A 12,969-nucleotide genomic window follows, 5' to 3' on the forward strand; every position below is an offset into this window, starting at 1 on the left:
AAGCCCACAGTGATTGTGGGCTTTTTCTTGAATAAAAAAACAAGAGCAAATTATGGAACTGATTTTTTCAGCAGCTTTGTGCAGCGTACTAGTATCGATTTTATTGAAGTTTAGTAAGTTTCGTGGATTTGATGTCATGCAAATGATTGCATGGAATTATGCTATCGCCACGATACTCTGTTTTTTTTGGTTTAAGCCAGACCTCAACCAAATATCATTAACCTCCACACCTTGGTGGCTTATTGGGTTGTTGGGGATAGCATTACCCTCAATATTCTTGCTGCTTTCCAAATCACTTGATCAAGCTGGAATTATTAGAACTGAAATCGCACAAAGATTATCCGTTGTTCTTTCATTGTTGGCAGCCTATTTTCTTTTCCAAGAAAAATTTAGCACACTGAAATTGATTGGTATTGCATTGGGTCTAGGTGCAATTGTTTTGATCATTTTTTCTAAAAAATCAACACCAACATTGCAAACAAAAAAAGCAGGAATGTATTTGCTCGCAGTTTGGCTTGGCTATGCACTCGTAGATGTTATGTTAAAATACAGTACAAGTTTAGGGTTAAAATTTGCAGTCAGTTTAAACTTGATGTTTGTGTTTGCTTTCATTATTTCCATCGGATATTTGTCCCTGCGTCAAACATCATGGACATTGCAAAATTTTCTTGCTGGACTAAGTTTAGGTGTATTGAATTTTGCCAATATTGCACTTTATGTGAAAGCACATATGTTGTTAAAGGATTCACCCGCAATCGTATTCGCTGGCATGAATATTTTGGTCGTAGTGTTAGGTGTGATCGCAGGTATATTAGTTTTTAAAGAAAAAATAACCCTAAAAAACAGCTTAGGTATTCTGTTAGCGATCACAGGGGTGCTGTGTTTAGCATTCGCAATTTAACTGTGAACTTGCATTCATTCTGTTTAATCATATAGTCGATAGATTCCACTAAAGCGCTCACAGCCTTTTTGCTCAGTTGAGACAATCAGTAATGATTTTTGATATTTGAGTTTGTACTGACAATCATGCTCATTATCAATAATTTCGTGTTTGCTTTGAGTGGTTGTATAAGCCAATAATGGGATGGTCTGGGTTTCTAGGCGATTGTTAGGGCTACGATAAGCAATACCTTCAATTTTAACGCGATCCTTGCTTAATTGATGAATCTTAAGGTGTACAGGTTGCGCTGCAATTTTACCTTGTTCAAACTTGATGTAATGCTGAGTGAGCGTTTGATTCATCGACATGTAAAAATTTAAATCATCAATGCGTTGATTGATTTGTAATGACACACAATTTTTATTTTTACACTGCTGCAGTCGATTCAGCCAAAGCTGTTGTGTATCTTGAATTAATCGAGTTGGTGCATCGGTAACTAAGTAGGATGTTAAAAAGCGTTCATTCAATTCATCTCTCAAAGATGAAAAATCAACAGCACAAATCATGGAATTTTTAAAACTTGATTGAGGCTTATCACATTGAATAAGTTGTGCCTGTGCGACAGAAACACTGCTTAATCCAATGAAAAAGATAGAAATTAAAGGTTTCATCCAACTTGATACGCTTTTTGACAACATCATCGCTTATACTTTCAAATGTTTGCGCATCTACTATAGCGAACAAGAATCAAAGAATACAAGATTTCATTTTCAAAAACTGTGTAAAGGAGTTCAATGTGAGCTTAGCTATTCGTATAGGCCAAGGTATTGATGTTCATGCTTTTGAGGAAGGCGATTATGTCACATTGGCTGGTATTCGTATTCCGCATACACATGGTTTAAAAGCACACTCTGATGGTGATGTAGTTTTACATGCACTTTGTGATGCATTGTTGGGTGCTTTAGCGCTCGGTGATATTGGACAGCACTTTCCAGATACTGATGAACAGTTCAAAGGCGCAGACAGTAAGGTTTTATTAAAGCATGTTTATCAGTTGATATTGGATCGTGGTTATCAACTGAATAATGCGGATATTACAGTGGCTTGTGAGCGTCCAAAATTAGCGAAACATAATTTAGATATGCGTCAAAGTATTGCAGATGTACTTGATGTGGATATCAATCAGATTAGTATTAAAGCCACAACCACTGAAAAATTAGGATTTACTGGTCGTCAGGAAGGAATTCTGTCTACAGCGACCGTATTAATTAGTCATCAATAAACAATTTTGATCATTCAAAGTTTTGCGCTTTCATTAAAGAGGCTTGCAGTTCTTGAGTGGCTTTACGTCCTTGCAACTGTAAGCCGACCGCGTGCATTAACCCAGTCCAAGTGTTGTTGGGTTCCCATACTTGGTGTAATAGCTCATGTGCTGTAGATAAATCCATATTCATATAATGTAGTCGGTACAGATAGATTAATGAACTACATTGACGATTTTCGGTACAATGTATCCAGACCATTTTCTCTTTCACGAGATGATCGATCAGATCGATTACAAATAAACATTGATCATCATGTGGAAATTCTGGATCAATAGGCACTTGGATGTAGTTAAGACCAATTTCAGCACTCAAGCGATCTTCATGATTTAAGTTCGGTGTAGCATCATTAAAAGCGAGATCAACGATGGTATCGATACCATAAGCTTTAATCGATTTAAGTTGTTCTTCGTTTGGCTGACCTGAGCTAAACAAATGCTCATGAACAAATTGAAAATGGGGGATTGAGCTAAGTTCTTTTTCGAGTTGATCCATGATTAAACCTTATAAAAAACGCCATCGTGTGATGGCGTTTTATCTGATTAACGTTGTGGTAGAACGTCTTTCAAAGCTGCATCCATTTCCAACAAAACTTTTTCAGTTGTTTCCCAATCGATGCATCCATCTGTAACAGACTTACCATACTCTAAATCGCAAAGATTTGCAGGAATATCTTGGCGGCCACCTTTTAAATGACTTTCAACCATAATACCTACGATCGATTTATTGCCATCTAAAATTTGTTCAGTGATATTTTTTAGGACCAATGGCTGAAGGTATGGGTCTTTATTAGAATTGGCATGACTCGCATCAATCATGATCTTGTTACTTACTTTTGCTTTCGCCAATGCATTTTCAGCTTCTGCTACAGAGCCAGCATCATAATTCGGTTTGCCATTACCACCACGTAACACGACATGGGCATATTGGTTGCCTTTAGTACGAATGACCGAAACTTGACCTTGGTCATTTAAGCCAAGGAAACTATGACTATGTTTTACAGATTGCATCGCATTGGTCGCAACAGTGAGACCGCCATCCGTACCATTTTTAAAGCCAACTGGAGATGATAAACCTGAAGACATCTCTCGGTGTGTTTGGCTCTCTGTTGTACGTGCACCGATTGCTGACCAAGAAATTAAGTCTTGGTAGTACTGTGGAGAGTTTGGATCAAGCGCTTCAGTTGCGCATGGCAGACCTTTCTCATTGAGTTCAAGCAATAATTTACGGCCTAAACGTAAACCTTTTTCAATGTTGAAAGAGTCATTCATGTCAGGGTCATTAATTAAGCCCTTCCAACCCACTGTTGTACGAGGCTTCTCGAAATACACACGCATGATGATATAAAGCGTGTCTTTCACTTTTTCGCTTAAGACTTTTAAACGATCAGCATAATCATGAGCTGCTGCAGGATCGTGAATAGAGCACGGTCCAATGACTACGAATAAACGTTTGTCGTTGCCATCTAAGATATTACGTACAGTTTCACGACCTTTTAGGACTGTTTGGTATGCATTATCAGTTAACGGTAATTCTGTTTTTAATTCAGCAGGAGTAACAAGAGGCTGAATGCTTTGTACATTCACGTCATCAATGTCGTTTTGGGTGATAGAATTTGACTGTAAAGTATTCATTGCCGTCACTGGTTCGTTTTTACAAGAAAATGTTCAATCTATTGAATATAGCATGATTCAGTAGATCATTTGTTATCAAAAAGTTGAATGGATTTAATAAAAAAAAGTAATGAAATTGTCTTTTTGGTATTAATCAGAGTTTCTACTTATATTGTATAGAATGATTTAATTTTTGAAAATTATTAAATTGAATAAATCATTTAATTTCACCTCAGTGAATTATACAGCTTCACTGAGGTTACAGTTTGAACATGATATTAATTAAGACTGGGCTTGAGTTGAGGTTTCAATAACTGCCTCAGGTGCGGTCACAGGTTTCGCTTTGACTGGATTAAGCATGAAGTTAACACCAATGGCAAATAAGGTGATGCCCAGTACCTTGCGAATAATTTTTTCAGGTAAATGGGAGCTCACCAGCGTACCAACGATGATTGCAGGAATCGATCCGACTAAAAGCCACATTAATAAATTGAAATCCACATTACCTGAATTCATATGCCCCATACCTGCCACGAGCGTCAGTAAAACTGCATGTACAACGTCAGAACCAATAATTCTAATCATAGGTAAATTAGGGAACATGATGATCAGTGCCATAATGCCGAATGCACCCGCGCCAACTGAAGATAAGGTCACAAAAATACCCAGTACAATACCCATTAAAGCTATATATAAACGCTTCTGCTTTAATTTTTCTCGAGTTAATTCAACTTCCTGTTCAGTAACTTCTTTGGAAAATTTTTTGAAGAATTTTTCTACCTGTGTACGGAATACAATTGAAATACCAGTAATGGTCAGCATAAAGCCTAAGACCATCGTGAGAATGGCTTTGTAATGTGTGGATTGACTCAAATAGTTGTCTAAAACCCAAGTTGTGGCTAAAGAGGCTGGAATACTTCCGATCGCGAGCCAAATGACGATAGGCCAAACAATATTAAGTTTTTTTGCATGTACAAAAGAGCCGCAAAACTTAGAAATCGCGGCATAAAGTAGATCTGTACCAATCGCAATATGTGGTTCAATTTTAAATAAACCAATCAAGATAGGGGTCATAAGTGAGCCACCACCCACGCCAGTGACCCCTACACAGAAACCAACTAAAACACCTGCTAAAATATATTCAATAGAACCGTACATCGTTTGTGCTACTTATCAGAAAACCGGCATATCTTATGATTTTTGAATATAAGCTGTTGTCTTGATTATTCATTTACTTATTCAAAAATAAGATAAAGCATTACTAAGTTAAGATATTTCAAGAACTCAATCTGTTATGAGATGCTTATGTTAAGATACTTGTAGAGCATGAAAGAGGATATTCATTTGCAAAATCGAAAACTTAGAATTGGCATTGTGGTTGGTGAAGTTTCAGGTGATACCTTAGGCGCCAAATTAATACGTCGTTTTCGAGAGCAGGGAATTGATGCTGAATTTGAAGGAATTGGCGGTCCTCAAATGATTGCAGAGGGTTTTAAAAGCTATTATGCGATGGATATTCTATCGGTGATGGGAATTGTTGAAGTATTAAAAGATATTAAAAAACTTTTTGCGGTTCGAGATGGCTTGGTTGATCAATGGACTAAACAACCTGTTGATATTTTTATAGGGATTGACGCACCAGATTTTAACTTACGCTTAGCAAAAAAAATAAAGCAAAAATCGTTGCCAATTAAGACTGTTCAATATGTGAGTCCTTCGGTTTGGGCATGGCGTCAAGGTCGTGTTCATGGTATCAAAGCCTCAATTGACTTGGTGCTTTGCCTATTCCCATTCGAAAAAACTTTTTATGATCGATTTAATGTGCCAGCGGTATTTGTTGGACATCCTCTCGCTAATCAATTACCGCTGGAAAATCCTATACTCGATGCAAAGCAGGCGCTTGGTTTAAATCCTGCACAAAAACATATCGCATTACTGCCTGGAAGTCGTCGTGGTGAAGTTGATAAGTTAGGGCCGCTTGTATTAGAGGCAGCTAAGATTGTCCATCAAAAATATCCTGAGTATCAATTTTTAATTCCAGCCATCAATGAGGCTCGTAAACAACAAATTGAGCAGATCTTAATAGGTTACCCAGATAGGCTCAGAGATAATATCAAGTTAATGGAAAATATTGATGCGGAATCTAAAATAGGTCGGATGGTCATGGATGCCAGTGATATTGTGGCGTTGGCATCGGGTACTGCAACACTTGAGGCGATGTTATTGCATCGTCCCATGGTGACTTTTTATAAATTAAATAGTTTGACCTACTGGATTGCGAAACTTTTAGTGAAAATTCCTTATTATTCTTTACCTAATATTATTGCAGGTAAAAAAGTAATTCAGGAGTTAATCCAAAATGATGCAACTCCAGAAAACTTAGCACATGAGATTGAGTTGTTGATGAATATCGAAAACTCAAAAATACAATCTATGCAATTGTTGACGATGCACAAGCAACTATTGTCGGATCAAAATGAAGATCCAGTGCACGCAATTCTATCTATCCTTTAAAAAAAGCCTCATATTGAGGCCTTATTGATTTAGCATTATGAATCAGCACGAATTTTTAATTCATAACCCGTATATTTGCGTATATTGATTACACCTGTGTCCATAATCAGATATTGTCCTTTGATACCGTGCAGTTTTCCACGTATGACTGGCGTTTTGTCTAAGTTATGCGAGTTAATTTTTTTAGGATATTGATCGACAGGATAAATGAATTCACGAGGAAGTTCGTTTTCTAAAATTTCTACATTTTCATTGAAATCTAGGCTCATGCTGAACTCATCTCGAATGGTTTCAATTTGAGGTTCAAACTCCGTGAGCAATTCATCTCTGATCTCTAACAAATTTACCTTTTCCGCTTCACCTTTCAGCAATTTTCTCCAGTCTGTTTTATCAGCGACTTGCGTACCAAACATGACTTCAAGTTGTCCTGATAACCGACGAGAGCCCACTTTCATAATAGGTAAAGCTTGGGTAGCCCCTTGATCTAGCCAACGTGTTGGCATTTGACCTAAACGGGTAATGCCAACCTTTAATGCACTTGAATTGGCAAGATAGACAATATGGGGTTGAAAGCATACTTCTTGGGCAAAGCTTTCTTCACGACAAGTCCCTAAATGGTAATGGCATGTTTCTGGCTTCATAATACACATATCACAGGCTGCTTTCGTTTTCATGCATTTAAAGCAGTGACCTTGGGAGTATGATTTTGGTGTTTTATTCCCACAGGAAACACAGTAAATTTTGCCGGTCCATTCAATTTCAATTTCTTGACCTAAGTTGAACGGGAGATTGATTTCTGAACGATCTAAAATAAATTTATATTCAACATTTGCCTGTTGTGTTTGTTGTTCAGTTACACTTAGGTTGGTTAAACCAGCGTGCATTTTATGACAAATGCCCTGTAATTCCATGCTTTAATCTCACTCAAATAAGGTGCAGCTCATGGCTGAGAAAAATGTCATCACGTCAATGCTAGACGATTTATCTAAAGAACAGCCAATTCAAACTGCCGTATGTCTTGGTCAGGATCTCAGCCAAGACTATGCTCAAACAATCCAATGGAATCATTTTAACGTAACTGAATTTTTAATGCTTCCTTTTCAGCAACGCTATGATCTAGGTGTTGTGATTTTAAAAAATGAACAGATGGATACACTATCAACCCATCATAAATCACAAATGCTGGTAAAACTGCGTGATTTAATGGCAAAAAGAATCGTCGTGTTGAGTCATATTGCAGATGAACAATTATTAAGAAGTCTGGGATTCACGCAGCTCATTGAGCAAAAAAATACAGAACAAGATTTCGCCTTATGGCAATTCAATATTTTGAATTATAAGCATGTGCCAGATTGGTTTAATTCTAAGTTTTGGGCTAATCCAGAAAATTGGAATAAGTTTCGATGGTAATGGCAAACTTTGAGTTTATCAAAACACAACAATTTCAATGTACAAAGCCATGTTTTTAACGATATGCTGATTCATGAAAATAAGAATGCAAAGGTGTCTTGATGACAAATTTAAGTAATATCGTTGAAATTTTAGCGAAACAGGCTTTAGGCGGTAATCAACAATCTAATCAATCGGGATTGGGTGGTGTACTTGGTTCGGTACTCGGAAGTTTAACGGGACAATATAATCAGACCAATCAAAACCAACAACAAGGTGGATTGGGAGGGATTTTAGGATCTGTACTTGGTGGTTTATCGGGTAGTCAATCTGGTGGTGTAGGCAAATCATCAGGTCTAAACGCTCAAACCTTATTAATCGCAGTAGTTCCTTTAATTCTCAATTGGATTCAAAAAAATGGCGGTTTGCAAGGTGCACTTGATCAACTGAAAGGTCTAGGTCTGACGAGTCAAGTGGATGATTGGGTGTCAACTGGTCCTGGTGAAAATGCCAATGTCAGTACGCAACAAGTTCAAAATTTATTTGATCAGCAAGATGTCGAGCAAGTTGCACAAGAAGCGCAAGTTCCTAAACAGGATGTATACAGTGCGATTTCTTCAGTCTTACCACAAATTATTGATTCGCTTACACCTCAAGCAAATAAGACCGATCCACAAGAAGCGAATTCAGATATACAAAATGTGTTGAATCTTGTATCAGGATTTTTAAAGAAATAAAGTGAAATTAATTTGAGTTAAAAGCCGGATGTGACATACATTCGGCTTTTTTTATGCAATCGATCAAAGGATGTATGTGGAATAAAATTTAAACGATTGATATATTTCGTAAAGAAGCATAGGACATGCTGAATAAAACAAAAATCATTGAGGGAGAAATTCATGATCCGTAAGGAGCATTTAATCACTGCTTCGTTGTCCTCGATTAAGGCAACCTATCAACAACTTTCATCCGCGCCACTTGCCATGAGACAAGGAGAATATAAGGCTCAGTTTATTGGTCCTTGGTGGTTAAGAGTGTCTGCAGCACCGAGTTTATTTTTAAGTGGATTGGGGGGATGGTTTGGGAAAAAATTCATCAATCAAAATTTAGTCACTAATATTTTACTCAATCGCGGGCAGAGAAGTGAAAAGCTTCAAATGGAGTGTCTAGAAGAGGCGTCTTTGGTTGATGGAAAACAAACGATCGCCTTGTATTATAGCAAGACAGCACCAATTCCATGGCGTTGGGTGGTTGATGAGTTAAGACAGCTTGATGAACATACGATGTTATGTATGACTATCATTAATCTTCCTTTTTTAAAGCATTTTTCATTTCCATTTATTCTAAGTCGTGATGTATGAAATCAAAATTTGAATATGATGTCATTATTGTAGGTTCAGGCTTTGGTGGAAGTGTATCTGCGCTAAGATTGTCTGAGCTTGGATTAAAAGTAGCTGTGCTAGAGCAGGGAAGAAGGCTCACTGAAGATGATTTACATCGAGCAAGTCGGAGTTCTAAATACTTAAATTGGGCACCGACGTTAGGGATGAAGGGTTTTCTTGCACAAGACGTATTCCAACATATGGGTGTGGTTCGAGGGGTTGCCGTTGGTGGTGGCAGTGTTGTTTATGCTGCTGTGTTGTTAAAACCAGGTCAAAAATTTTATCGTGATCCAACTTGGAGTCATTTGTCAGAAGACTGGGAGAGGGAATTACAACCGCACTATCAGATGGCTCAGTCCATGCTAGGTGTAAGTTTAAATCCATATAAAGGTCAGCAAGATGAGTGGTTAAAACAAACAGCAGAAAAAATGGGTTGTGGAGATAGTTTTGACACTGTACCACAGGGAATTTACTTTGGTGATCCTCATCAATGGGTGAGTGATCCACTTTTGAATGGTCAAGGTCCCGAACGAATAGGCTGTAATCAGTGCGGAAATTGTATAACGGGGTGTGCGCAGGGTGCGAAGAATAGTTTGGATAAAAACTATTTATATCTTGCAGAGAACAATGGAGTTGAGATTATTCCAGAAACCAAAGTGACTCATCTTTCACATGTTGATGGAAAATATATCATTCATACATATCAGTCATTTAACTCCAAAGAAAAACAAGATTACTCTGCGAAACAGGTCATTCTATCCGCAGGTGTTATAGGAACCGTTGAAATTCTGTTTGCTTCAAGAGAAGTGTACAAAACCTTACCGAATATTTCTGGTCAGTTAGGTGAGCATATTCGAACCAATAGTGAGGCGATTGTTGCAATCTCTAATAATGATAAAACAATAGATTTAACGAGAGGGACGACCATTTCCAGTCATTTTCATGCAGATGACAAAACACATATTACTCAGAATCGATTTCCAGCAAGTTATGAGTTTATGAAGTTTTATATGGGACCACTGGTCAATGGCGATCAACCTGTAAAACGTGCACTCCATGTTTTAAAGCATTTTTTTCTGCACCCCTTTGTTTCAACTCGATCATGGCGTTCTAAAAACTGGCATAAACGTGTCACTGTATTAACCGTCATGCAACAGGCAGACAATCAAATACGATTTGTATATGGACGTACTGCACTCAGAGGTTTTAGGCGTTTTTTGAAAACGCAGGTTTCAGTTGGAGAAAGAGCGCCGTCTTTTATACCGTTAGCAAATGAAGCTGCAGAAAAATTTGCTGAAGTAAGTGGTGGTCAAGCACAGAATAATATATTGGAAAGTATGGGGCACTTATCTGTTACAGCGCATATATTGGGTGGTGCAGTTATGGCTGAGGATTCCTCTAAAGGTGTGATTGACTCTAATCATCAGGTTTTTGGCTATCAAGGCTTATATGTGGTTGATGGGAGTGCGATTCCTGTGAATGTTGGTGTTAATCCGAGTTTGACCATTACGGCATTAGCTGAGCGATTTGCAGAAAAATATAAAATTAGTCATTTCGATAAAGTGTCATAAATCCACCATCATAATGTCATATCTTCGTTGAATACTCTTGGTTTAAAAAAAGGAGTATTCAAATGAAGAACAAGATAAAAATAACAGGTCTTCTATTAACGACATCGTTATTGCTAAGTAGTTGTGGTGGAGATGACCAAAAATCTAATCCTAATATTACACAACCCTCAGAGTTGAAAATTCTTCATATTAATGACCATCACTCCCATTTAGATGGTGAAGAGCTTAGCTTTAATTTCGATTTAGGTCATGGTGAAGAACAACTAGTCGTTTCCCGTGGTGGATTTTCTCGTGTAGCAACATTTATGAATCTAATGGCAGAAAATCATCAGAATGTAGTGAAAATTCATGCTGGTGATGCGATAACAGGAGATTTGTATTACAACCTCTCAAATGGAAAAGCTGATGCTGAAATGATGAATACAGTGTGTTTTGATACTTTTACCTTGGGAAATCATGAATTTGATGCAAAAGATCAAGGCTTAAAAGATTTTATTGGTTTTTTAGACGAAGGACAGTGTAAAGAGCGAACAGAGATTCTTTCTGCAAATGTTGAATTTGGGGTGAGTTCACCTTTATATCAGACAGATCGGATTCAAAAATCTATTGTTATCGAGCGCGATGGGGAAAAATATGGAATTGTGGGACTTACCATTGCATCAAAAACTAAAAATTCCTCTCAACCAAATCAAGACACATTATTCCATGATGAAATTACAGTAGCTCAAAATGAAATTAATCAACTCAAAAAACAGGGAATTAAAAAAATTATTTTACAAACACATGTAGGCTATGAACTAGATCAAAAATTAGCACAAGAACTTACGGATGTGGATGTGATTATTGGAGGCGACTCTCACACATTGTTTGGACCTCATATATTAGAAAAGTATGGTATGTCTCCTGTGGCTGCCTACCCATTACAATTGAAAAATAAAAATGGCGAATCTGTTTGTGTTGCTCAAGCATGGCAATACAGTTATGTGGTTGGTGAACTTAACGTAAAATTTAATGCAGATGGTGCGGTTCAAAGTTGTATGGGTACACCGCATGTGTTAATTGGCGATGATTTTAAACATAAGCAAAATAATGAAAGAGTCAGTGATCAAGAAAAAAAATATATAGAACATCAATTCGAAAAAGAACGAGCTCCTTTTTCTATTATTAAAGAAGATCAAAATATTTTGAGTGTCTTAGAGCCCTATAAGCAATCTAAAAAATTATTTGCAGTCAAAGTTGTTGGGCAGGCAGTTGATAATTTATGTTCAAGACGTGTGCCGGGAACTCAATTTGATCGCTCACGATCATCTTTAGGTGATGTGTGTAATTTGAATGCGCATGTCGATGCCCATGGTGGTGATATTCAACAAATGGTTGCCGAAGCATTTCTTAAACAAGGCAAAGAATATTTTAATGCTGATATTTCATTTCAAAATGCAGGTGGAGTAAGAGTTGATTTGGCGAAAGGAAATATCACTGTAGCAGATATCTACCAAGTCTTACCTTTCAAAAATACGCTCGTTCAATTGAATATGACTGGTCAAGAAATTAAAGATACGCTTGAAGATGCCATTTCAGGCGTGATTGAACAAAAAAATACTGGAAGTTATCCGTATACGGCTGGATTAACTTGGCAAGTTGATATGACGCAGCCTATTGGAAAGCGTATTACAAATATTCAAGTCAGAAATGGGTCTGACCAGCTTGTGCCATTAGATTTAAATCAGTTATATAAAATTGTAACCATCAATTTTTTAGCTGATGGTGCTGATTACTATCATACATTGAAAAAAATTACAGGTGAGCGTCGAATAGAAGTTGGATTGGACTATGCAGAAGCATTCTTAAATTACTTAAATTCAATAGATGGTGATCACGAAATAAAAACAATTCGAAAATTACCTACTTCATATTATAGTACTCAAAAATACATAGAATAAGATTTAGAGCTTTTTGATCTGAAAATTCCCAATTTAATTAGGGTTTTTTAATTTAATTAATCGTTTTTGTCTATTTTTTAGTGTAAAAAACGTAAATTTGCTTAAAAAATAAACATGCATGTGTTTTTGTTAAAATAAGGGGTTGCAAGGGAGGAAAAAATCTATAGAATGCACCCCATACCGACGAGATACACGGAGACGAACGAAGCAGGTTGCTGAGTTGTTAAGTGTTTCGAGTCCAGCTTCTAGCATTGACGAGATGTTAGAAAGATCATTAAGAGATTATGAAGAACAACTTGTGTGGATTTTTACTGGTTGATTGATCGATATATATTATCATTGATAATTGGTAGAAATT

Annotated in this window: 13 protein-coding genes; 8 read left to right on the top strand and 5 right to left on the bottom strand. The window is 37.0% G+C overall.

Annotated elements, in window-relative coordinates; translation table 11 throughout:
• Positions 1-52: 52 nt before the first annotated feature.
• Positions 53-901, top strand: a complete 849-nt coding sequence (locus AC1M89_RS10835; protein WP_481614215.1) for an EamA family transporter — start codon at positions 53-55, stop codon at positions 899-901.
• A 23-nt stretch (positions 902-924) separates the two neighbouring features.
• On the opposite strand, the gene AC1M89_RS10840 is transcribed toward AC1M89_RS10835, so the two are convergent.
• The gene (locus AC1M89_RS10840) at positions 925-1,578 is read right to left on the bottom strand and encodes an A1S_1983 family putative colistin resistance protein (RefSeq protein WP_481614226.1); all 654 of its coding nucleotides are present in this window, start codon (positions 1,576-1,578) and stop codon (positions 925-927) included.
• 98 nt (positions 1,579-1,676) lie between these two features.
• On the opposite strand from AC1M89_RS10840, the gene ispF reads away from it, so the two are divergent.
• Positions 1,677-2,162 (top strand): 2-C-methyl-D-erythritol 2,4-cyclodiphosphate synthase, encoded by a 486-nt coding sequence (gene ispF / locus AC1M89_RS10845; protein WP_092767822.1) that lies wholly within the window; start codon positions 1,677-1,679, stop codon positions 2,160-2,162.
• 10 nt (positions 2,163-2,172) lie between these two features.
• Here the strand turns inward: ispF and AC1M89_RS10850 are convergent, their stop codons facing one another.
• From AC1M89_RS10850 to AC1M89_RS10860, 3 genes are all read right to left on the bottom strand, one after another.
• Positions 2,173-2,697, bottom strand: coding sequence for a phosphatase domain-containing putative toxin (locus tag AC1M89_RS10850; protein ID WP_481614216.1), 525 nt, complete (start codon positions 2,695-2,697; stop codon positions 2,173-2,175).
• 47 nt (positions 2,698-2,744) lie between these two features.
• Positions 2,745-3,836 carry a 3-deoxy-7-phosphoheptulonate synthase gene (locus tag AC1M89_RS10855; RefSeq protein WP_481614217.1) on the bottom strand — a complete coding sequence of 364 codons (1,092 nt, stop codon included), beginning with the start codon at positions 3,834-3,836 and terminating at the stop codon, positions 2,745-2,747.
• 261 nt (positions 3,837-4,097) lie between these two features.
• The gene (locus AC1M89_RS10860) at positions 4,098-4,973 is read right to left on the bottom strand and encodes a sulfite exporter TauE/SafE family protein (RefSeq protein ID WP_035269154.1); all 876 of its coding nucleotides are present in this window, start codon (positions 4,971-4,973) and stop codon (positions 4,098-4,100) included.
• A gap of 186 nt (positions 4,974-5,159) precedes the next feature.
• Here AC1M89_RS10860 and lpxB point away from each other — a divergent pair, with 186 nt between their 5' ends.
• Entirely contained in the window at positions 5,160-6,329 is a 1,170-nt protein-coding gene (gene lpxB / locus AC1M89_RS10865) for a lipid-A-disaccharide synthase (RefSeq protein WP_481614218.1), read from the top strand.
• A gap of 35 nt (positions 6,330-6,364) precedes the next feature.
• Here the strand turns inward: lpxB and AC1M89_RS10870 are convergent, their stop codons facing one another.
• Positions 6,365-7,240: a DUF2797 domain-containing protein gene (locus tag AC1M89_RS10870; protein WP_481614219.1), complete on the bottom strand. Its 876-nt coding sequence runs from the start codon at positions 7,238-7,240 to the stop codon at positions 6,365-6,367.
• 31 nt (positions 7,241-7,271) lie between these two features.
• Between AC1M89_RS10870 and AC1M89_RS10875 the strand changes: the two genes are divergently transcribed.
• The 5 genes from AC1M89_RS10875 to AC1M89_RS10895 all read left to right on the top strand — a co-directional run bounded on the left by AC1M89_RS10875 (position 7,272) and on the right by AC1M89_RS10895 (position 12,611).
• Positions 7,272-7,739, top strand: coding sequence for a DUF6231 family protein (locus tag AC1M89_RS10875; RefSeq protein ID WP_481614220.1), 468 nt, complete (start codon positions 7,272-7,274; stop codon positions 7,737-7,739).
• 101 nt (positions 7,740-7,840) lie between these two features.
• Positions 7,841-8,455, top strand: a complete 615-nt coding sequence (locus AC1M89_RS10880; RefSeq protein ID WP_481614221.1) for a YidB family protein — start codon at positions 7,841-7,843, stop codon at positions 8,453-8,455.
• A gap of 162 nt (positions 8,456-8,617) precedes the next feature.
• Complete coding sequence (locus AC1M89_RS10885) at positions 8,618-9,079, top strand: hypothetical protein (RefSeq protein WP_481614222.1); 462 nt, start codon at positions 8,618-8,620, stop codon at positions 9,077-9,079.
• Positions 9,076-10,671: an FAD-dependent oxidoreductase gene (locus tag AC1M89_RS10890; RefSeq protein ID WP_481614223.1), complete on the top strand. Its 1,596-nt coding sequence runs from the start codon at positions 9,076-9,078 to the stop codon at positions 10,669-10,671. Before AC1M89_RS10885 ends, AC1M89_RS10890 begins: the two co-directional genes overlap by 4 nt.
• Positions 10,672-10,733: 62 nt before the next feature.
• Positions 10,734-12,611 carry a 5'-nucleotidase C-terminal domain-containing protein gene (locus tag AC1M89_RS10895; RefSeq protein ID WP_481614224.1) on the top strand — a complete coding sequence of 626 codons (1,878 nt, stop codon included), beginning with the start codon at positions 10,734-10,736 and terminating at the stop codon, positions 12,609-12,611.
• Positions 12,612-12,969: the final 358 nt, after the last annotated feature.

The sequence above is a fragment of the Acinetobacter sp. ANC_7635 genome, assembly GCF_056779945.1.